General features: G+C 39.7%; 17 protein-coding genes and 1 tRNA gene. 7 read left to right on the top strand and 11 right to left on the bottom strand.

Annotated features, from left to right (window positions below):
• Positions 1–85 precede the first annotated feature (85 nt).
• The 4 genes from AACZ88_RS14105 to AACZ88_RS14090 form a co-directional block, all read right to left on the bottom strand.
• Positions 86–1,033: a DUF5017 domain-containing protein gene (locus AACZ88_RS14105; RefSeq protein ID WP_339711490.1), complete on the bottom strand. Its 948-nt coding sequence runs from the start codon at positions 1,031–1,033 to the stop codon at positions 86–88.
• Between the two features lie 24 nt (positions 1,034–1,057).
• Entirely contained in the window at positions 1,058–2,659 is a 1,602-nt protein-coding gene (locus AACZ88_RS14100) for a RagB/SusD family nutrient uptake outer membrane protein (protein ID WP_339711488.1), read from the bottom strand.
• Positions 2,660–2,685: 26 nt separating this feature from the next.
• Positions 2,686–5,994: a TonB-dependent receptor gene (locus AACZ88_RS14095; RefSeq protein WP_339711486.1), complete on the bottom strand. Its 3,309-nt coding sequence runs from the start codon at positions 5,992–5,994 to the stop codon at positions 2,686–2,688.
• A gap of 247 nt (positions 5,995–6,241) precedes the next feature.
• Positions 6,242–7,408 (bottom strand): FecR family protein, encoded by a 1,167-nt coding sequence (locus AACZ88_RS14090; RefSeq protein ID WP_339711485.1) that lies wholly within the window; start codon positions 7,406–7,408, stop codon positions 6,242–6,244.
• Positions 7,409–7,518: 110 nt separating this feature from the next.
• Here AACZ88_RS14090 and AACZ88_RS14085 point away from each other — a divergent pair, with 110 nt between their 5' ends.
• Positions 7,519–8,118 carry an RNA polymerase sigma-70 factor gene (locus AACZ88_RS14085; RefSeq protein ID WP_339711484.1) on the top strand — a complete coding sequence of 200 codons (600 nt, stop codon included), beginning with the start codon at positions 7,519–7,521 and terminating at the stop codon, positions 8,116–8,118.
• Between the two features lie 217 nt (positions 8,119–8,335).
• On the opposite strand, the gene AACZ88_RS14080 is transcribed toward AACZ88_RS14085, so the two are convergent.
• Together AACZ88_RS14080 and rseP are read right to left on the bottom strand one after the other, a co-directional pair.
• Positions 8,336–8,409: transfer RNA gene (locus AACZ88_RS14080), tRNA-Asn, on the bottom strand.
• A gap of 171 nt (positions 8,410–8,580) precedes the next feature.
• Complete coding sequence (gene rseP / locus AACZ88_RS14075) at positions 8,581–9,897, bottom strand: RIP metalloprotease RseP (RefSeq protein WP_339711482.1); 1,317 nt, start codon at positions 9,895–9,897, stop codon at positions 8,581–8,583.
• A gap of 162 nt (positions 9,898–10,059) precedes the next feature.
• On the opposite strand from rseP, the gene AACZ88_RS14070 reads away from it, so the two are divergent.
• The 5 genes from AACZ88_RS14070 to AACZ88_RS14050 all read left to right on the top strand — a co-directional run bounded on the left by AACZ88_RS14070 (position 10,060) and on the right by AACZ88_RS14050 (position 16,447).
• Positions 10,060–10,746, top strand: a complete 687-nt coding sequence (locus AACZ88_RS14070; protein WP_339711480.1) for an SCO family protein — start codon at positions 10,060–10,062, stop codon at positions 10,744–10,746.
• 224 nt (positions 10,747–10,970) lie between these two features.
• On the top strand, positions 10,971–11,216 hold the full coding sequence (locus AACZ88_RS14065; RefSeq protein WP_339711479.1) for a FeoA family protein: 246 nt from the start codon (positions 10,971–10,973) through the stop codon (positions 11,214–11,216).
• Positions 11,213–13,450 (top strand): ferrous iron transport protein B, encoded by a 2,238-nt coding sequence (gene feoB, locus AACZ88_RS14060; RefSeq protein ID WP_339711478.1) that lies wholly within the window; start codon positions 11,213–11,215, stop codon positions 13,448–13,450. The genes AACZ88_RS14065 and feoB overlap by 4 nt, the downstream gene beginning before the upstream one ends.
• Positions 13,451–13,768: 318 nt before the next feature.
• Complete coding sequence (locus AACZ88_RS14055) at positions 13,769–14,800, top strand: redoxin domain-containing protein (RefSeq protein ID WP_339711476.1); 1,032 nt, start codon at positions 13,769–13,771, stop codon at positions 14,798–14,800.
• Positions 14,801–14,908: 108 nt separating this feature from the next.
• Positions 14,909–16,447 (top strand): carboxypeptidase-like regulatory domain-containing protein, encoded by a 1,539-nt coding sequence (locus tag AACZ88_RS14050; protein WP_339711475.1) that lies wholly within the window; start codon positions 14,909–14,911, stop codon positions 16,445–16,447.
• Between the two features lie 26 nt (positions 16,448–16,473).
• Here AACZ88_RS14050 and AACZ88_RS14045 read toward each other — a convergent pair whose 3' ends face one another.
• The 5 genes from AACZ88_RS14045 to AACZ88_RS14025 all read right to left on the bottom strand — a co-directional run bounded on the left by AACZ88_RS14045 (position 16,474) and on the right by AACZ88_RS14025 (position 20,596).
• The gene (locus AACZ88_RS14045; RefSeq protein ID WP_339711474.1) at positions 16,474–16,860 is read right to left on the bottom strand and encodes a DUF423 domain-containing protein; all 387 of its coding nucleotides are present in this window, start codon (positions 16,858–16,860) and stop codon (positions 16,474–16,476) included.
• Positions 16,861–16,864: 4 nt separating this feature from the next.
• Positions 16,865–17,353, bottom strand: a complete 489-nt coding sequence (locus tag AACZ88_RS14040) for a hypothetical protein (protein WP_339711472.1) — start codon at positions 17,351–17,353, stop codon at positions 16,865–16,867.
• A gap of 264 nt (positions 17,354–17,617) precedes the next feature.
• The gene (locus AACZ88_RS14035; protein ID WP_339711471.1) at positions 17,618–18,889 is read right to left on the bottom strand and encodes an alkaline phosphatase family protein; all 1,272 of its coding nucleotides are present in this window, start codon (positions 18,887–18,889) and stop codon (positions 17,618–17,620) included.
• A 118-nt stretch (positions 18,890–19,007) separates the two neighbouring features.
• A complete protein-coding gene (locus tag AACZ88_RS14030; protein ID WP_339711469.1) occupies positions 19,008–19,829 on the bottom strand; it encodes a ZIP family metal transporter in 822 nt (273 codons plus the stop codon).
• 110 nt (positions 19,830–19,939) lie between these two features.
• On the bottom strand, positions 19,940–20,596 hold the full coding sequence (locus AACZ88_RS14025; protein WP_339711467.1) for a metal-dependent transcriptional regulator: 657 nt from the start codon (positions 20,594–20,596) through the stop codon (positions 19,940–19,942).
• A 98-nt stretch (positions 20,597–20,694) separates the two neighbouring features.
• Between AACZ88_RS14025 and AACZ88_RS14020 the strand changes: the two genes are divergently transcribed.
• Positions 20,695–23,001, top strand: coding sequence for a TonB-dependent receptor (locus AACZ88_RS14020; RefSeq protein ID WP_339711465.1), 2,307 nt, complete (start codon positions 20,695–20,697; stop codon positions 22,999–23,001).
• Positions 23,002–23,017 lie beyond the last annotated feature (16 nt).

The following is a 23,017-nucleotide window of genomic DNA, read 5'->3' as shown; positions in this document are numbered from 1 at the left end:
GTTAAAGGCCACTTGAATATGGATTTCAGTTTGGCCAAGATAAAAAGGACCGACACACGAATGTGGGCCGATCCCTGTGAAAGTGCTATTCCTCCTCTAGAGGTTGAACTACTATATTTACTTCTTTAACTACGTCTTCCTCTCCGTATACATTGCTCGCTTTACCGACAAAGGTTGCTTTGTATTCTCCTGCCGTGTTGAACTGATATTCGTAATCGGTCATTGATGCCGCCATGTTCTTTACCAATTTCCCCACATTGGGTGTAACACGAGTCAAATCAATGGGCCCTGATATACACCAAGCCTCCGCTTCGACAGCTGTACCCGCATTGGTGGAGCCCGTAATTGCAAAATTAGTGGAACTGACCCCCCAATTATAGGAATTCACCAAATTACGGCCTACCCATCCTGGACTTGTCGTAGTGGAAATCCCATAATTATTTATGGTCGAGGTAGTATGGTTCGCAATGGTATACGAAGTACTGTCCGGTAGGTTGTTCTGTACCACAAGGGACGAAATGGTCCATTTATTTTGAACGGAACCTGGATAGCCGGTATACTTAAATGCCAAATACACCGGTTTATTCGAAAAATCGGTCAAATCGATATCGCCGGATGATGTACTTGAACTACTGGTGGCCCACTCTGCACGATCGGTAATATCCGTCCACGTGGCCGAAGTAATTCCTTGCGCCACCGCTAAACTATCCCTTTCGCCCTCGATGGTCATATCTTGGGAAACCAATAATTGCAGGGAGGACTCTTGGGTTCCGTTGGCTACCGCCGAATTGAAACTCAAGATAGAGGTTCCTTCTGCGGAAAGTCGTTCGGAAAATTCATACCTACTTCCAACTTCGCCTGAAAAGAATGTAACAAAATCGGCACTACCCGTCAATTGAAATTGCGCGAGTTCTCCTTCCACGAACTCGGTTTTATTCACAGAAACGTTCAGCGTGGGCACCTCTACACTATCGTCTTGGCAGGCGGTTAGCAAAACACCTACCAATATTAGAATCGAATATATATTTTTCATATCTCTTTAGTCTTTACATTAAAATTACCAACCGGGATTTTGTGTCAATAGGGGATCCAGTGAAAGCTCCCGAACCGGAATGGGCAAGTAATAATCCCTTTCGGAAATATTCACCCCCGACCGATTGAAAGTGATATGGGTTACGCTATTGGCATTATTAAAATCTACCATTTCCCTCATTTGCTCTACTAGAATGCCCCAACGGATCAAATCCATCCTACGAAAACCTTCAAAGCACAATTCGGTATATCGCTCGTTCTGGATAATTTTTAGAAAATCGTCCTTAGAGGCTATATTTTTAATTTCTGAAATTTGAGCCCTAAGTCGTACCCGATTCAAATATTCATGGGCCTTGGGCGTGGGGCCGTTCAATTCATTTTCGGCTTCGGCGGCCATTAATAACACATCGGAAAAACGCAATATGGGATTGTTGGTCGAGTTGTAATTTTTAATTTTATCCTCTTGCAATTCATATTCCCTTCTAAATTTACCAATTCGTCTATACAACAACTTGTTCGGGTCTTCATAGGCCTCTCCTTCGACATCGATCCAATACTCTTTTTCAGGCGGATCGGAGTCACGTACAAATAGATAATCGGCTATGCACCAATCCCTTCTTACATCTTGATATTCATCGTTATACTCAAATGCCTTGAACAATTTAGGCTGCAATCTGAACTGAGCCCCTGAAAAGCCGTACTGGGTAAGCCGTTGAGGAATCCCGTTGTTGTTCCCCAGATCCCCTATTTCAGCCGTCCCGAAGACACCTGAAGCCCCATCGGTAAAATGACCTATTTCGAAGATACTCTCTTTGGTCTCGTACTTATCCTGTATCAAATTGATAAATACCTGGGCATAATCTGGGTTAAGGTCGTGTAACCCAGAGTTGATTACTTTCTCGGCCCAGAACAATGCGTTGGTATAATATTCCCGTATCTGTTCCTCAGATCTATCTTTTCGGTTCAAGAATCCGGCTCTGTAGAGACTGACCCTTGCCAAAATTCCCTGGACCGCTGATTTTGTAACCCGCTCTGCATAGGAATAATCGGTAATAGGATTCACCAATGATTCTGCTTCCATCATTTCGGCATAGATGAAATCATATACAGCAGAGGCATTGGTACGTGCAAAATTCACGTCATTGGCTGACTGGGTAGGTTCGGTTTTCAAAGGAATATCGCCATAATTCTGTACCAGCATAAAATAATAAAATGCCCGAAGGAATTTTGCCTCACCAATAGTTACCATTCTTTGGTCTTCATCCATTTCTGCATCATGGATGTTTTTAAGTAAAACATTGGCTCGCTCAATGCCTGTATACAACTCCCTCCATATGATACTCACACGCGTATCGGATGCAGGATAGTCATATACACCTACTGAAGGGCTTGTACTTACCCACATCTGGTCGGTAGTGTCGAAAAGAGTCGAGAGACAATCACCTCCCCCGAATATATAATTGGATCCGATTTTATCATATACACCGTTTAGGGCGTATTCAACTTCCGTTTCATTGCTATAATAGCTAAGAGAAGTGGCATAATCCGTTGGCTCCGTGTCGAGGTTGACACATGAGGTCAAAAAGCCCGCAAGAAGTATATGAATAGCATATATATATTTTTTCATAGTATTAAAACTTAGTTTGATTTACCTTAAAATGTTATATTGATTCCAGTGATTATCGTTCTCTGTCTTGGATAAGGGGAGTAATCAAAGCCAGGAGTCAATGCCGAATTTCGGGTAGATACCTCAGGGTCTACCCCTGAATAACCGGTCCATGTAAATAAATTTTGAGCCGACACGTAGGTCCTAAAAGATTGGATTCCCAATTCTTTTAAAAAGTCTGAAGGAATCGTATACCCCAATGAAGCGGTCTTTAATCTAAGAAAGGACCCATCCTCTACAACTCTACTGGAAAAGAAAGCAGGCTCACCTTTAGCCCTTGGAATATTGGATGTAGGGTTTTCTTCGGTCCAACGATCTGTATAGCTGTCATATTGGTTTCTACCCGTTAAGAAGGTACCTTCAAAAACGACGCGATTGGCATTCAATATCTCATTACCGTAGGAAAATTGGAAAAAGACACTTAAGTCCAAATTTTTATAGTTGAAGGTATTGTTAAAGCCCCCAACGAAATCTGGATTCGGGTTGCCCATAACGGTGTAATCGTTCAAGCTAATATTGCCGTCTCCATCAATATCTTTGTACTTCGCATAACCAGGCAATATATTGCCTCGTGCAGTTCCGTTGGCAGGAATTCCTTCCTTTAAAACATAGTTGCCATTTGTCAACTGATCAAAATCCTCATATTGGTATACCCCATCATATAAAACACCGTAGAACATGGCCGCTGGCCCACCTACCTGTGCTATATAACTAGGGTTACTGTTGTATACCGCAAATGTGGTAGAGGTCAAAGAGCTTTGATTCTCCACCAACGCCAATACCTTGCTTCTATTAAAGGAAATGTTGAAATCAGATTTCCAGGTAAAATTTTCGCTATCAACGTTTACTGTATTCAAGGCCAGTTCAACCCCTTCGTTGGACACGGAACCTATGTTTTTATAGGCTGTCTGAAACCCGGTAGCATAGGGCAGCTGTGCACGTAGCAATAGGTCTTTTGTTTCCTTGTAATAGTAATCGCCGGTAAACGAAACCCTGTTATCAAAGAATCCAAGGTCAAGACCAAAATTTAACTGGGCAGTAGATTCCCATTTAAGATCGGCATTGTCCAGTCCGGACACAAAAGTTCCACGGTCAGGGTTTTGGTTTCCGAAAGAATACCCTGTATAATTGGCGGTCCCTATTCCCGATAAATAGGCAAAATCACTTACCCTGTTGTTACCGGTAACCCCATATCCTGCCCTGACCTTGGCATTGGAAATAAATTCAATCGGCTTCATAAAATTCTCTTGGCTCAAACGATAGGCCAATGCAGCGGAAGGAAAATATCCCCATCTATTTTTGGGTGCAAATTTAGACGAACCATCGGCCCGAATGGTGGCCGTGAAAATATACTTGGACTTAAAATCGTAATTAAGACGACCAAAAAAGGACTGTAACGCCCAGTTGGAGGAGGTGGCCCATATATTGGTCGGCGTACCGACATCCAAGCCGCTAAGGCCCAATTCCTCATCGGTAATCTGAACGGATTCCCCTCCAAACAAGGAACTTTTGTTCTTTTGTTGTGAGTACCCCGCCAAAACGGTCATCGAATGAGATTTGTTAAACCTATTCGTATACGTTAGAAGGTTTTCATTGGAAAAAGTGGTACTTCGGTAATACTGCTGGGATCCATTGGGGCCACGAGATTGTGGGTGACTGGGTCCACCGTTACGTGTTTTGGAATTATAGAATGTATTGTTTTGCCTTAGGTAATCACTGGCACCACCCGTTACTCTTAACTTTAGTCCTTTAATTATGCTCCACTCCAACGAACCGTTCCCCAATAAATTCTGGGAAATGGATTCCCGCAACACGTTCTCGGCCTCGAGAACGGGGTTTACCCGATAATCAGTTGCAGGGTTTACTTCTGGATCCACCAATTCTTGCTCAAAATCGGTTTCAAAACCAGTTGTAACCGGGCGATAACTCCAAATACTGTACATTAAACTGGCACTGGTAGACCCTCCATTGTTGGTGGCAATAACCCCATAATTTTTGCTGTTGCTATAGTTAACATTGATCCGTGCCTTTAATTTACTGGTAAGTTCCTGATCTAAGGAAAATCTTCCTTGATACCGCTCAAACCCCGTATTAATGAATATACCCTCTTGTTCCAAATAAGATCCAGACACATAATACTTGGTCCTTCCGGTTCCTCCGGAAACTGACAAATTATTGTTTTGCATGGTACCGGTGCGCAAAACCTTGTCATACCAATCTATTTTTTCATAAGTTTTATAATCCTCCAATGTCCTACCCGGTCTTTCAAGGTACGTATAAGGTGAATTTAAGGGGTCGATTTCCAACTGCAAGACTACAAAGTCGTAGGGATCCATGGTTTCAATCCGTTTGATATCATTTTGCAATCCGAAATATCTATCAAATTTGAGGGTCGGGGCCCCTTCCTTCCCACTTTTTGTGGTGATTATAATGACCCCATTGGCACCTCTCGCTCCATAAATTGCGGTGGCCGAGGCGTCTTTCAAAATATCTATGGATTCTATGTCAGATGGATTGATCGAGCTGTTGTCATTGTCTTCCAGGGGAAATCCATCAACGACATAGAGCGGAGAGTTGTTCTGTGTTAACGAGTTTCCGCCCCTGATAACAATCTCGGGCAGACTCCCTGGTTGACCATCCCCAGAAATTACCGAAACGCCCGCCACACGACCTGCCAAAGCTTCATCAAAAGAGTTCACCGGTGCTTTTGATATTTCGGCAACCTTTACACTACCCACACTACCGGTCAAATCCGTTTTTTTCACGGTACCATAACCTACAACGACCACCTCGTCCAAACTGGCCGCGCTCTCTACTAAGCGTACAGAAATTGCAGTCTTTCCATCTACGGCTACCTCTTTCTTGGTAAAACCAATATAAGAAACCACCAAAACGGCATTTTCATCACGAACGGAAATCGAAAATTCGCCATCAAAATCGGCCGTCACTCCGTTAGTGGTTCCCTTTTCTATAATATTTGTACCTGGCAGGGGCACCCCTTCCATATCGGACACAGTACCACTTACTTGAAATTGCAGGTCTTGATTCGCTAGGCTAATTGAGCTTTCATCGATAGAATCCATCGGCTTTTTTTTTACCACGATAGTACCCCCATCAGTGAAGTCATAGGTAAAACTTATCGGGGACAGACATTTGTCCAATAGGTCCCCAGCCTTTATGACGCCTCTTTTTAGCACCACATCTGGAGCGGTTTTTATTTGATCATGCCTATAGATAAATTTATAGTCGGTCTGTTTGTTGATTAGCCGAAATGCCTGTCTTATTGTCAAGGTCATATCGCTATCAATTTTAATCTCAGCATTTTGGGCCTCACCTTTAATAGGGCTCAGTGCAAATGAAATCGAACAAAAAAGGAAAATAATGGATTTCATAAAAAAGCGTAAAAGAACCTTACCGAATAGGCAAGGTGGTCGGTTGGTAAATCTAATTTTCATAAATTTGTAATGGGTTTGTTAAACATCGTTTTAATTAATCTACTTGGAAAAAGGCTATTGCTGTGGAAGGTGCTGGCCTTTTCCTTTTTTATTTGACAATAATCTTATTGTCACTAATCTCGAATCTTAATTGTCCCTCACTAGTGGCCTCAATTAGTTTAAGAATGTGGTTGACAGATTCTGTTCTTTCTATTATTCCGGTAAATACGAATTTCTTTTGCCCGGCATTCTCGAAAATAACTTCGACATCATACCACCTTGATAAGGTCATCATGATTTCGTCTAAGGTTTCTTCGTTAAAGGTGAATAAACCTTTTACCCAAGAAATTTCCTGAGATACGTCTACTTCGGCTACCCCAATCGAATCGGTATCTGAATGAACTTTTGATTGTTGGTTCGGTTTTAAGATTTTGTTTATCCCATTTTTTTGAATATTGATTTTACCCTCGACCAAAGTTGTTGCTATTACGTCTTCTTCCGCATATGCCCTAATGTTGAACTCAGTGCCCAGAACACCAATCTCTTGAAATTTCGAATATACATGGAATTCGGAGCCATTGTGTTCAGAGCTCGGAGATACTTTGAAATAAGCCTCCCCATAAAGTAGTTCAACACTACGCATTTTTCCTTTCTGAAATTCTATTGGATATTTTAATTTGGACTCTGAGTTCAACCAGACCTGTGTGCCATCGGCCAATTGGACAAAAAACTGTCCCCCTCTAGGGATTGTCAGGTAATTGAACCTTGGTTCACTTACTGGGTCCATTTTTTCCTTGGAAGAATTATAGACAATTTCAGACCCATCGCTCTTGACTCTCCCCGTTCGATATTGCTTTCCTTTTTCCAGGGCAACCTGATTTCCATCTTCAAGAGTAAGAATAGCTTTATTGGAACCCGCCTCAATAGCGATAGGGGGCAAAGATTCTGTTCGGATTCCCTGCTTGCCCAATTCCCATTTGAAAAATACGGCACCTACGAGCAGAACGATGGAAGCCGCAACAGCAATTCTTCTATATTTCAAAACCTTACCCTTTCGTTCTATATTCGCAAGCTTTTGCCTAACTGCTTTTTTTGCCTTATCAACATCGTATTCTGCCATGCCAATGGTAGTTAAATATTCGGTCCGCACGAAATGGTTAAAGGTTACTAAATTCTTCTTGTCTCTTAAATAGATATCCAGCCTTTCCAGCTCGCTAATATCAGCTTCCCTGTTCAAGTATTTGACAATAATTCTTTCAATATCCGATTCGTTCATTGTGACGATTATATATTTATTACGTACTATTATTGTGAACCCCTCTATTTTTTTGCACCTTTTTTTATATTTGCTCAAATTAACAGCGTAATAATTATAAATAATCCACCATGACTTCTTATTTTGGCGATAGTTCTTTATTGGCCCATCAATTACTATCAGGTAACTCGAAGGCCTATGATTTCCTGATGGATTCCTATTATAAGATGTTATGTGCTTACGCCTATACCTTAACCAAAGACCACGCAAACGCCGAGGATATTGTTCAGAACGTATTCGTTGAAGTCTGGGTCAATCGTAAAAAGATAAACCCTAATTTATCGATTAAAAATTATATGTATAAATCGGTTTACAATGAATTTATTGACCAATACAGAAAGAACAAACCGGTCATTTACTTAGAAAAAAAATATATGGAGGCCATAGACGTGGCAGTAGAAAATGAAAGAGAAGATATCGATGAATTGATACGATTAGTCAATAAAGAAATCGAAAAACTACCTTCAAAATGTAAAAAAATATTTGTGCTGAATAAGAAGGAAGGGCTGACCCATACCGAAATATCCGAGCATTTAGATATCTCATTAAAGACAGTCGAAGGCCATATGACCAGGGCGTTCAAAATATTAGGGAAGCAACTTGGGGTAAAAGTCGAGCATATACTTTTTTTACTCTTCGATTTCGGGAACAAATTGAACCGTCAGCGGTAAGACCATTACTTTTTTTATTATTTTTCAACCTCTCCAGTAAATCTCTCTCTCCTTTTGGGATACAGCTACTTTTTATTATCAATAAAATAATATTTGGACCAATAGCTACACCCATTGAAGATTAGGGTAAATGGAAAGAAAATTAATTGCTGCCCCAATGTTGATCCAATCAAAAAAAAAAGCCTCTCGATTTCTCGAAAGGCTTATTCTCACTGGGCTCCCCCTCTTGGGCTCGAACCAAGGACCCTCTGATTAACAGTCAGATGCTCTAACCAACTGAGCTAAGGAGGAATGTTTCCCGCACTTTCCATCTGGAAAGCGGGTGCAAATATAATTGTTTTTTTGTTTGCTCCAAACAAAAAAATGCAACTTTTAACATATTCTTAAAAAGGAAACAAATTGTTGAGAAGTGCATCCCATTCTTTTATGCGGTGGCCCATAAAAACTCTATGAACTTATCCTTTAAAGAAACTTTTTAATAATATTCCAAATATCATTACCAAATATAACCACCATCAAGCCCATAAGAATGACAAACCCGATTATCTGACCCGTTTCAAGAACCTTTTCGCTTGGCTTTCTCCCTGAAATCATTTCATAAAGTAAAAACATGACATGACCTCCATCAAGTGCAGGAATAGGAAGTATATTTAGAAATGCCAACCAAACTGAAAACATGGCCATAAAGCTCCAGAAGAAAGTCCAATCCCACGTAGGGGACATCATTTCTACTATCCCAATCGGGCCTTTTACCTGCTTGTAGGCACCTGTTTTTGTATTAAAAATTACCTTAAACTGTCGTATTTGATCGGTCAGTACTTGAATGGTTCTTGTGAATCCGGCAGGTATTGCCTCTGAAAAGGTATAGTTATCGGTCACCCTTAAATCTTCAACACTTGGGTAGACCCCAATTTTACCTTCTTCAGGTACCGTTATCTGAATATTCTCTTTTTTCCCGTTTCTCACAATCTCGAGGGTAAGGTCGACATCAGAAGAAGACGTTATAACTTCGGTAAACTCATCCCAATAGTCTACTTGCTTACCATTGACGCCTACGATTTGATCATTGGCTTTAATTCCTGCATTTTTAGCCACAGATTGGGGAATTACACTATCAATAACCGCTTTCTTTCTATAGGTGATAAAATTTCTTCCCTGTGCCTCAAAAACACTTGCTTTTCCTTCATCGGAAAGTGGAACCGTAATTTCTTTGCCATCCCGATTTACCGTTATTTCGTCTCCCAAAATAATTTGAAGAACCGCATTGCTAAATTTTTTCGTCTTTTTTCCATCGACAGCCAAAATTTTGTCGCCTGTACGCAAACCTAATTGCTGACCAACGGAATCTACTTGAATACCATATTTTAAGCTATCTGCAGGAATATATGTATCACCATTATTGAACAACAGCATCGTATAAATTATCCACGCTAGAAAAAAGTTCACCGTGACCCCACCCAACATAATAATAAGCCTTTGCCATGCCGGCTTGCTACGAAATTCCCAGGGTTTAGGCTCTTCTTTCATCTGCTCGGTATCCATGCTCTCGTCGATCATTCCGGCAATTTTCACATAACCTCCCAAGGGTAACCAGCCAATTCCGTATTCCGTCTCCCCGATTTTCTTTTTGAAAAGAGAAAATTTCACATCGAAAAACAAATAAAACTTCTCAACTTTCGTCTTAAAATATTTAGCAGGTATAAAATGGCCCAACTCGTGAAGAATGACCAAAATGGATATGATGAGTATAAATTGTATTATCTGAATCGCAAGTGTCATCTAAAATTTTTTATTATATAAAGCGCACAAAAGTACGCTTTTACCCAATCTTAAAAAAAGAAAGTATGCAAGGTTGCCCGTATTTATGAAACATTTAGCAGCTAGAAAGGCATGAAATACTTGAAAGCCACTATTGGCTAACGTATCTTTGCCAAAAAGAGTATGCGGTCATTTTTCAGCAAATACAAACTTTTTGGGATAACGCTGTTTTTTCTATCAGCGGTTATTGTATATCTGTTCTACAATGCACTGCAACCAAAAAAAATCTTGCCCGTTTACCAACCTTCAATGGTAAACCCAGAATTGGTCGATAGTAATTTACAATTTGTAAAGAAGTACCACACCATCGCTGATTTCTCGCTCACCAATCAAAATGGGGAAACCATTACCGAAACCGATTATCAAAACAAGATTTATATTGCCGACTTTTTCTTTACCACCTGCCCGACCATTTGCCCTATCATGACTAAAAATATGGCCGATATTCAAAAACAGATCACCAGCGACGATGACGTATTGTTGCTTTCCCACTCCGTTACCCCAGAAATCGATTCGGTAACGCAATTGAAGAAATATGCGCTAGAAAAAGGAGTAGATGACCATAAATGGAATCTTGTTACGGGAGACAAAAAGCAAATATATGAGTTGGCCAGAAAGTCGTATTTGGCTGTAAAAGACGATGGTGATGGGGGAGCTTTTGATATGATTCACACCGAAAATTTCATTCTTGTCGACAAAGAAAAGCGTATTCGAGGATTCTATGATGGCACCAAAACGGAGGAAATCGAAAAACTAATGGATGATCTGGAAGTTTTAAAAGCTTCCTATAAAGAAGAAAACCTTAACTAAAACAAATGGGACAAAGGTCACGTGGGTTTTGCCAAACCTAACAAATTCTACCATTTAGCTGTCAGCGAGATGATTGGAAACAATTGAAAACCCAAACTTTATTCCGCTATTATCAACCCCAACCTTTTACATGCGTTCGATTTTGGAATTGGTATCGGTTTTTGGGACTAATTAGGATATTTTATCTTATTTTTGCCCTTAATTGTAATCAATCTAAATAAGAATTGACAGTTACTGTAGCACATCTAAAACGCGGGGAAAAAGGCATAATTAAAGAATTTGCCGAAGATATTCTTCCTATCAAACTTCTCGAGCTAGGGTGTTTGCCAGGTAATGAAGTAGAATTGGTTCAAGTAGCACCCCTTAAAGATCCCATATATATCAATGTCAATGGTTCGCATATCGCCATCAGACGTTCAGTTGCTCAAAAAATTGAACTTGATATCATCGATGATACCAATGTGTTATGAGCAAACAAATTAATGTAGCACTCATAGGAAATCCTAATACGGGTAAAACTTCGGTCTTTAACCAGCTGACGGGCTTAAACCAAAAAGTGGGCAACTACCCCGGCATTACCGTTGAAAAAAAAGAAGGAATCTGCAAACTTCCCAGAGGCGTAAAGGCACACATATTAGATCTCCCAGGCACCTACAGCTTAAACACCACTTCTCTTGACGAAAGTGTAGCGGTCGAATTACTACTGAACAAGAACGATAAAGACCACCCAGATGTTGTCGTATTGATTTCAGATGTTGAAAACCTCAAGCGCAACCTCTTATTGTTTACCCAAATAAAGGATTTGAAAATTCCGACCATTTTGGTAATCAATATGGCCGATAGAATGTCTCGAAAGGGGATTTCTCTCGATATTGCTCTTTTAGAAGAAAAACTAAATACAAGAATCGCATTGGTCAGTACCCGAAAAAGTACAGGAATCGACCACCTAAAAGAACTTATAGCAGACTACAAAAACCTTTCAGATGCTTCGGTTATAGACACAACTGTTATTGCTCCTGATTATTTCGAAAGACTGCAAAATGCATTTCCAAAGGAAGACCTTTACAAATTATGGCTAGTGATTACACAGGACGTAAATTTTATGCCCATTAGAAAAAAGGCCATAAACGACGCCTCAAATTTCACAACAAAGTCAAAAGCTGAACTGAAACGCCTACAACAAAAGGAAACCATACTGCGGTACCAGTTTATCAACGGCATTCTAAAAGAAACATACAAGGTAGATTCAAGTACCGCCAAAGGATTTCGTGCAACTTTAGACAAAATACTGACCCATAAAATTTTAGGATATCTTATTTTTTTCCTAATCCTGTTGACTATGTTTCAGGCCATTTATGATTGGAGCAGTTACCCAATGGATTTTATCGATGCCTCATTTGCCTCGGCCAGTGAGTGGGTTAAAAACAATCTGCCTCCGGGTGTATTTACAGACTTATTGGCCGAGGGTATTCTTGCAGGGATTGGAGGAATCGTCATTTTTATTCCGCAGATTGCCTTTCTATTTCTATTTATTTCATTATTGGAGGAATCGGGCTATATGAGTCGGGTCGTATTCTTAATGGATCGATTGATGCGGCCCTTTGGGTTAAGTGGAAAAAGCGTCGTACCCCTAATATCGGGAACAGCCTGCGCCATACCCGCTGTTATGGCCACCAGAACGATTGAAAATTGGAAAGAACGGTTGATTACCATTCTAGTAGTTCCTTTTACGACCTGTTCGGCGCGATTACCTGTCTATCTAATCATTATCGCCTTGGTTATACCTGAAAACCGGTTTTTCGGACTCAGTTATCAAGCACTTACCTTAATGCTTTTGTACCTAATGGGGTTTGGCATTTCGATTCTTTCCGCTATGGCATTGAACAAAATACTGAAAATAAAAAGTCGCTCGTTTTTTGTAATAGAAATGCCCAACTACAAATTACCCTTGTTCAAAAATGTGATTTACACCGTTTGGGAAAAGACTAAAAGCTTTGTTCTTGGTGCAGGAAAGATTATTCTGGCTATTTCTATTGTTTTGTGGTTTTTGGGCTCTAACGGCTATTCAGAAAAATTCGAAAATGCAGAACGTATTGTTGAAAATAAAATAAATACAGAAGGGTATTCCGACTTTAATAGGGCCATCATAACAAACCACCTATCAACCTATGAAAACGTTCTTCGCGATAGTATTACATCCGATTCAAAAAAATTAAATGCAAATGCTATTTCCAATGCACTTGACCAGCGAAAAAAGGAACTCGAAAAAAAGGCGAAGAACGAAGAAATTTCAAGCTTTAAATTAGAGAATTCTTATATCGGAAACATGGGCAAAGCCATTGAACCCCTTGTAAAACCTTTAGGATACGATTGGAAAATAGGCATTGCAGTATTGACCTCGTTTGCAGCGCGAGAGGTATTCGTCGGCACATTGGCTACGATTTATAGCGTGGGAAGCGATGAAGAAGAAACTATTAAAAATCGTATGGCGGCAGAGGTAAATTCAACGACCAAAAAACCTCTTTTTAATCTTGCCTCTGGCATATCACTGTTATTATTCTATGCATTTGCGATGCAATGTATGAGCACACTCGCTATCGTAAAGCGGGAGACCAATACATGGAAATGGCCCATGGCACAACTAGTTTTCATGAGTCTTTTTGCTTATATTGTAGCATTAGCGGCCTATCAAATATTAAAATAACGATGGAACACATACAATCGATATTGGTCTATATAACCTTGGCACTGGCAGCGGCATATTTGGTTCGAAAATTCTTGTTGCCCAAGCATCTTTTTTCTTCTAAAAAAGGAAGTTCTAAAAATTGTGGTGACAGTAATTGCGGGTGCAGCTAACCCTTTATTTTCTTTCTTCCTGTATTACCAACAGATTTATCTTGAAATTCTAGTAAATCGCCTTTACTCCCAAAAAGTATTCTTTCCCTCATTTATCAGCCCTGCTTGCTCGTTTGCGGTTTCTACGGTGACATTTTGAGTTATATTACATCAAATTCGGTAACCCATGAGAATACTATTAATCCTCTTAATGATATCCGTATCGACTTCATGTCACAAAAAAAACGCGAAATTCTCGTTACAAGGAAAAATGGATGGGTTTAGCAATGGCTCTATATTATATTTAATAGCTGCTGAAAGTAACGACATAATAGATTCCGTGCTTATAGAGAACAACTCCTTTTATTTAGCACCTGAAATTGCTAAATATCCTTTAAAAGTCATTTTAAAAAGCAACGACAATTCGTTGTACAAAAGCTTTTGGATAGAGAATAGCCCAATGGTATTTAAGGCACGTGCAAACACCTTCGAAAAAGCCGTGGTTACAGGCAGTGATTCGGAAACAATGTATCGTACCCTATATGGAACAATTGATACCCTTTCGAAAAAAGAAGGGGAAAAGTTTTTAATGGATTTTGTAAAAACGCATGCCGACCACTTGTTGGGCGCAGTCGTTTTATCGGAATGGTATATTTTATGGAAGAAGGAGAAAACAGAACCACTATATCAACTACTGTCAGATGACAATAAAAAGTCCGCTTACGGAGAAGAAATTCTTCGGTATATTTCGTTGAACAAAAATCATAAAATTGGAGATCTGTTCACAGACTTCGAACTTACCGATCAGTACGGAAGTAAAACCAAATTATCGAACATAGCGGCCAAATGGATATTGTTGGAATTTTGGGCCAGTTGGTGTGCCCCATGCCGCACCGATAACAAAAAACTTCTGTCGATTTACAATAGCTTCAACCCATTAGGTTTTGACATTTTTCAAGTTTCTTTGGATCACGATAGAAAAAAATGGTTACATGCAATCGAACAAGACAAATTAGTTTGGACCAATGCTAGCGATTTAGGAGGCTGGAACAATGAAGCGGCTATCATTTACGGGATCAGTCTACTCCCAAGTAACCTTTTACTGAATAGCGATGGAATAATTATAGCTCAAAATCTAAACATGAAAAAGCTAGAGCAAAAACTAGTAGAACTCACATCAGCCGTCAACAGTGAGGGGCGAGAAGTAAATCAAAAATAAAAAGCCTACTTGCGTTAAAAAACTCCAAATACATCACAATTAAATCTAAAAAAGCATGGTGCTTTAAACAGATATCGTTTGCTTTGTTATAATACAAGTATCGCTTGAATGATTAGAAAAGCTACGCTACTTTTTCTTTTGTTTTGCTTGTTGTATCACAATGCGACGTACGCTCAATCAATAAGTTCTATAATTATTGATTCGGCAACCCAAAAACCCGTGCCCTATGCTACCATTCAATGGGCGACCAAAAAAGGGGCTATTACTAATGAAGAGGGCCGTTTCAGCCTGTTGTTGCCCGAAGGTCTTCAAAAAAGCGATTCGCTTTTTATTTCTAGTTTAGGATATAAATCTATTGCAAAACCTTTAGAGGAGTTCGACAAAGCAACGATTTATTTGGTTCCGACGGCCATCGAATTAAAAGAGGTCATCGTTAGCAACAAACAATATACCGCGAAGGAAATCGTGGAGAAAATGAAAGAGGCCATACACAAAAATTACAACCTCGCCTTTACCAAAAAAAGGCTGTTCTTTAGAAAGTCTTCCTTTCAACAAATGCACAAGTCAGACTACACGCTTAAAAAATCGACCATCAAAGCTTTCAATAAAAAGTTTCTCGACAGCGTAATAAACACTATTCCAAAAAGCAATAGCTACTATACCGAAGTATTGGGCGACCTCTACGGGAATTATGAAGAGGAAGAGCAGAAATTCAGTTTAATAAAGGCCTCGGAACTCTATGATAAAAACATGGAGCTAGATTTTAACAAACTGGAAGAAAAGTTCAATTTGATCATAAAAGAAAATGTAAAAACCGATTCTTACTTCAAGATCAAGTCTGGCTTTTTCGGAACGAAAGTCGATGTAGATGAGCTTTTCGAGGAGGAAATTGACTCCACAGATATTTCGGCTTTGAACAAAGAACTTAAAAAGACTAAAGAGGAAGAAGCGGAAAGAAAGAAGAATTTCGCCAACTCTAGAAGAAACGCCTTAGGCAAAATGTTCAGCAGCTTACCTATTTTAGAAGATTCTGATTTGAATTTTATTTGGAAATCAAGAAAGTACGATTTCACACTTAAAGATTTTACATACCTCGGGAGCGATGCCGTTTACGTTATCGATTTCAAACCAAGACGTTCGGCCGACTTTAAAGGAACCCTATATATAAACTCAGATGATTTTGCATTGATCAGGGCAGATTTCGAAAATGTAAAATCGCTGAAAACCTTTAATTTATTGGGTATTTCCCTTAATAACTACCTTTTTAAAGGCAAAGTGATTTTCTCAAAAGATAGAGGACAACAGAAGTACAGCTTGAGCTACTACGAATCAGAGCGAGGTAACCGAATGGGTGTCAAACGCCCCTTAAAGATTATAGAGAAAAACAAACGTGTAAAAGGTCGTAACAAGCAAAATGAACTCTCGGCCAAGGTTGACCTCTCTTTCGCCAATATCGATAAAAATGAAGTGGTCATATTTGATTCCGAAAGCATCAGCAAAACTGATTTTGACGCTTTTAAAGAGAATAACAAGGTATTGCCGACTTACATGCCCACCTATAATCCGGAATTTTGGCAAGGCCATACCATTATAGAACCGAATAAGGCCATTGAAGAATTCACAGCTACTGAAGTACCCTTGAAGTAACAGGTTGGCTCTAAAAAGAAGCAGACTTACACCCAATTTTTAATAAAGGCATACAGTAATAATGCCCAACCAGTAACCAAAAGAAGACCTCCCATTGGAGTAACGGGACCCAAAAATTTTAGCTTTTTGCCTTTGGAAGCAGAAAGACACAGACCGTAAATACTAAAAGAGAATAGAAAAGTACCAATGATAAAACAGTAAATCATATAACGTTCCAAGGCCGTTTCCAAATTAAAATTAAAGCCTAGAATAACCAATAAAATAGCATGATACATTTGATATTTAACCCCGGTTTCAAAGCTTTTCAGTTGATCTTCGGTAAATGCCTTTTTTAGAGCATGTGCACCAAACGCACCAAAAATAACGGTCAAAAGCCCGAATAAGGCACCTATACATTGTGCTAGTAAAACCATAATATCATTTTTTTATGCTTAATGCCGTAGTTGCATCCTTTTTATCAAGTAAAAAGCGGTAGAGCTGATCGGTCTCCAAAGAATCGGAGAGATTTAGAAAAAGCTTTAATGAATCTTTATATACTATTTTAATTTTCTGTTGATCAAAATTATCGAGATAGACATATACCTTCTTATCGGTAAGCGAATCTTTGAACTCCCTAAAAAGTCCTTTTTCCTTAGCCATGGCCGAAAAGCCGTTTAACCGTTCCATAGGTGGAATTTTCTCTACCAAGAGTACACTATCTAAATCAGCGAATTGTATCTGCCGATAATACGCCCCGGAAAGTATCTGAATATCTTTTGCACTTACCTTGGTCCAGTTCTTATAATGTGCTACAAAAGCGACCAAACAAACTATAATCGTCACAACAATTAAAATGTTCCACAACCAAGATCTTTTGCTTCTTCCCATAAAATAGCTATTATCTTCTGACCACAGGTCTCGGGCCAATTCTATTTATTTAAGATTTTATTCGTAATAAAGTCAATGCACTTCTTTCAAAATTCTGGAAATCATATCATACTTTCATCGCGTAAAACTATGAAAAAGTAAGATGATTTAGTTCCTTATTTAAAGTAACCCAATTATCCTATTTATATTGTAATCTTCCGGCAATTGGCTTTCACAACTTCCCATCGGTCCATTCCACATTAAACTTTATAGGAGCCCATTTGCGGTACCCCCTTTAGTGTCGATTGTTATCCGAACTTATCCTTATTCCTCTGTTTTATGCCAAGTATTTAAAATAGTGTTCGGAGTTTTTAGCACAATTTTATAAAACCCGGATGGGTCATCGAGAGGAACTACCAACCGTTCTTTCTCGAGCAAAACTTCTCCAATTATTTCATACTGATCTTGCCCGCCCTTGGCAAAATCGTTTGTACTGGTCAAATAGAGGGTTGCCTGCTCGCTTTTAGGGGCTCTATTTTTCCAGGAAATTTCTAAGCCGTCGTCAATCAATTTTGCCTTTAGGCCTATGGCGTCAACTTCTCCAAAAAGTGGTACACCATCAAGCTCAAAAAGTACATTGTCGTCCATTTCCAGGTTCATAAATCGAAGAATCGTTGGCGTTATGTCAACGATTGCTGGTTTTTCTTCCTTGAAATACGTATTTGTATTCATGGCATTGGTAATAATCCAAGTACTGCGTTCCCGATCAGATTGCCCTCCGTGACCTTTACCGTCTTTGGCACTTCTACCATGGTCTGTAGTAACAACGACCAACCAATCTTCATTAAATGAACGCTCCCGTTCTTGTACCGCATCCCATATTTTACCCATCAATCGATCTTCGAATTCAATAGCTGCATTAAGTTCAGGACTATCGCCAAATTTATGCCCCATATCATCGGAGAACTCAAGATAAACCCACGACATATCAGGACCTTCCGATTCAATATACCGAGCCGCCTCGATAGCCACTTTTTCGTCAATTTTCTTAATATACGTTCGCTCAGAATCGTGAGGGAAATTAATCGTATCCAACTCAAAACCATCGAAAGCATAATTCATTTTTATCTTTTTTGTTTCCGGGAGGCCTTCGCCGATCAATTTTGTACGGTTATCAAGCCATGTTGAAAATATGGCGGTCTTTTTCATTGGGAAGTTATCCTTAAAAACTCGGAAAATCGTTGGATAACGATAATTGGGGGCTTTGATTTCATTACCAAAAACGTTATGCTTATTTGCCCAAACACCCGTCAACAAACTGTTATAGCCTACAGCGGAAATCGTAGGGGTCTCGGAGTAGCCATCTCTTTCGCCACCTACATAAGCTTCGGCAAAGCCACCCACTTCTGCAATATCGTCAAGATTCGGTGTATTCACATTTTTCAACATATCGGCTGCTATACCATCGATGATTACAAAAACAACCTTTTTCTCCACATCTCCAATTTTAGGTTTTTTTGCCTTTGAATCAGCTCCACATTGTACAACGCAAAATGCGATTACGATTAGAAGAATAGTTTGCCTGATACGTATCATATATCGAATTTCAGATTTAAATAGGAAGTGAAAATACTAAGATGAGGGACATCTCAATTCTCTTCAAGGTTTAAATTTTTTGAGCGATTTTAGTTTTGTCTTGAACTTAAAAAATTCATCAACCTAAGCCCACATCCAAGGTCATCATAATGATAAAACCACCTATAAAGCCCATTGTAGCTATATCGGTGTATTTATCTTGTTGCGTTTCAGGTATCACCTCTTCGACAACAACAAAAATCATTGCTCCCGCAGCAAAAGAAAGTGCATAAGGTAAGATAGGCTGAAAGGTGAGCACTGCCCAGGCCCCCAAAACTGCCGCAATCGGTTCTACAATAGCAGATGCCTGACCGAACATAAAACTTTTATATCGACTTAACCCTTGTCGTCGCAAGGGCATGGCTACGGCAAACCCCTCAGGAAAATTCTGTAAGCCTATACCTAAGGCCAAAGCCACTGCCCCACCAATACTAGCACCATCGAACCCCGCAGCTACACCACCGAACAAAACCCCTACCGCTAAACCCTCCGGAATATTATGCAAGGTGATGGCCAAGGTCAACAAGGTCGTTCTATGCCAGGGGGTTTTTATACCTTCTTTTTCACTCTCTTTAAAATTAATGTGCAAGTGCGGAAGAATTTTGTCCAATCCGAAAATAAAGAGTGAACCCATAAGAAATCCAATGGCGGCAGGAATCACTTTGACAAAACCCTCACCCGGACTCATTTCAATACCCGGAGCCAGTAAACTCCAAAAGCTTGCGGCTACCATCACCCCCCCGGTAAAGCCTAACATACCATCTAAGACCGCGCGGTTCATACTCTTAAAGAAAAACACCAAGGCTGCCCCCGCAGCAGTCAAACCCCATGTAAACAAAGTAGCATAGAGTGCGGCCAGAATTGGGTCAATAGATTCAAAATAATAGATTATTTGTTGCATGGTTTCTTTTAGTTTATATTTTCTATTCGGTCCGACGCCCGGTGAACCTTGGTATACGGCACGCTGGTTTATGGTTAATCATACTTAATTGATTTCGAAAAAATTCATTGCTACTCATTTATTTGCAAATACAGATTGGACGCAATTTGATTTGAAATATGCATATTTCGTCCATTTATTTTAATGTGTAACGAACCATCAAATTCCTCTTTATCAATTACGGTCACCGTATCACCCAGGGCAATATTATTTTTATCCAAAAATTTTAAAAAGGCGACGGATGAATCCTTTACGCCAACGCAAATACCCTCTACACCAATAGAAGCTTCGTTAAGTAACTTTTTAATTGATTTTTTGAACTCGCCATCTTTAGAAGGAATTGGATCACCATGGGGGTCAATTTTTGGAAAACCAAGATAGGCATCGAGCTGGTCGATCATTTTTTCGCTTTTAATATGCTCAAGCTGTTCTGCAACCTCATGAACCTCATCCCATGAGAAATTAAGCTTGTCTACCAAAAAAACTTCCCACAACCGATGTTTTCGCACAATGGAAAGCGCAACATTTTTACCTAAAACCGTAAGCGTAACACCTTGGTACTTCTTGTAATTCACCAATCCTTTGTCCGAGAGCTTTTTTACCATATCGGTCACGGAAGACGGCTTGGTATCCATACCATTGGCGATAGCGTTCGTAGTGACCGTATTGTTTTCACCTTTGCCCAAATGGTAAATCGCCTTTATATAATCTTCTTCGGAAAGTGTCATTTATAAAATTTAAACAAAAATACATTTTTATATCTAAAAACATATTTTTAGTTTTGTCTAAATATTTATTTAGAACATATTAAAATTTTATTTTAAAAATGACAAAAAAAAGTAAAGCCTTTATAAGAATAAATTTTCGATTGGTTCTGTTCGTATGTTGTGCCCCACTCTTTAATTCATTTGGACAACATGTTCAGATTAACGGTATTGTCACCGCCAATGGAGCGCCAGTCCCTTTTGTCAACATTTACTTGGAAGGTTCTACTTTGGGAACGGCCACCGATGAAAATGGGAAGTATGTTTTGAATGATATTCCGGCAGGCGATTATAAATTGAGTGCAACCGCTTTAGGGTATTTGCCATTTTCGAAAAAAATTACACTTGTCGAATATGAAAAAAAATCCTACCCTATTAGGTTAAGCGAATCTTCGGAGCAACTTGAGGAAACCGTAGTTACGGGGACCCTAAAATCGGTAAATCGATTGGAAAGTCCCGTTCCTGTGGAGGTATATAGTCCAACTTTTTTAAAGAAAAACCCAACGGCCAGTATTTTTGAGGCACTGCAAAATGTCAATGGGGTACGCCCGCAGATTAATTGTAACGTATGCAACACGGGTGACATACATATCAATGGCCTAGAGGGTCCGTACACCTTAGTGCTCATTGATGGAATGCCTATTGTTAGCGGTCTTGGAACCGTCTATGGTCTGTCAGGCATCCCTAATTCTTTGATCCAGCAAATAGAAATCGTTAAAGGCCCTGCTTCGAGCCTTTATGGTAGCGAGGCAGTGGGTGGTCTAATAAACATCATAACCAAGAATACGTTGGAAATCCCCGATTTTTTTGCCGATGCCTTTGCCACAGGATGGGGCGAATACAATCTTGATATCGGCACCAAACTCCACGTCGGAAAAAAGGCAGACATGCTGTTGGGCATCAATTATTTTAACTACGATACACCAGTCGATAATAACGATGACAATTTCACCGATGTCACCTTGCAGAATCGTGTTTCTATATTTCAAAAATGGAATTTTCAACGAAACAAGTCACGCATATTTTCGATAGCCGGGCGTTTTTTTTATGAGGATAGATGGGGAGGCGAACTTCAATGGACACCAGAGTATCGGGGTGGTGATGAGATATACGGAGAAAGTATTTACACCCGAAGGTGGGAGATATTAGGAAAATATCAACTCCCATTAAAAGAAAAAATGCTGCTCTCATTTTCGTACAACGACCACAGCCAAAATTCGGTTTATGGTAATGTATCGTATCTTGCCGATCAGCGTATTGGTTTTACTCAATTGACCTGGGACAAATCGTTGGGCGCTCACGATTTGCTGTTCGGAAGTTCGTTACGTTACAACTATTATGACGACAATACACCGGCTACCGCAACTATTCAAAGAAACCAGGCTAATGAAACCATAATACCAAGTTTGTTTGCCCAGAATGAAATCAGTTTGGCAAAAAAACATTCGCTACTTCTAGGGTTAAGGTATGATTATGACCAACGGCACGGGTCAATTTATACTCCACGAACGGCCTACAGGTGGAAAGTCTCCGATAACGATATTCTTCGTCTGAATGCAGGAACAGGCTTTCGGGTGGTAAACCTATTCACAGAAGAGCATGCCGCCTTGACAGGTGCAAGAACGGTAATTATAACCGAGGCATTAAAGCCTGAACGTTCTATCAACATAAATTTAAACTATTTAAAAAAAATCTATGCGGATAATGGCACATTCGTAAGTCTCGATGCTTCGGCTTTCTATACCCATTTCAGCAACATTATACTTCCTGATTACGATACAGACCCCAACCAGATTATTTATGACAATCTTGACGGAAAATCAATCTCCCAAGGTATAAGTGCTAATGTAGATGCAGTTTTTCCCAACGGCATTAAAATATTGATCGGTGCAACATACCAAGATGTGAGCAGTACCGAAAATGGAATCAAGAAACAACAAATTTTAACGGAAAAAATTTCAGGCACTTGGAATGTCTCATACGAATTGAGAAATCTCAAATTAAATATTGACTATACCGGAAATGTATATGGCCCTATGCGTTTGCCCCTATTGGGCGAATCAGATCCCCGACAAGAATTCTCGCCAACCTGGAGTGTTCAAAATATTCAATTTACGTACAAAGGTCTTCAAAATTTTGAAATATACGCCGGTATCAAAAACCTTTTGAACTGGACACCAAATCGGGGAAATCCATTCATCATCGCAAGGGCCAATGACCCTTTTGATAAAAATGTAACTTTCGACAATAATGGCGATGTTGTGGCCACCGCCAATAACCCCTACGCGCTTACTTTCGACCCCTCTTATGTTTACGGGCCCAATCAAGGTATGCGTGCATTCTTTGGCATGCGTTATAAAATAAACTAGCGGTAGCTTGTAAAGG

It is taken from the genome of uncultured Kriegella sp., assembly GCF_963975415.1.
Taxonomy (GTDB): domain Bacteria; phylum Bacteroidota; class Bacteroidia; order Flavobacteriales; family Flavobacteriaceae; genus Kriegella.
The sequence above is the reverse complement of the archived record's forward strand: the minus strand, read 5'-3'. Positions and strand labels throughout refer to the sequence as shown.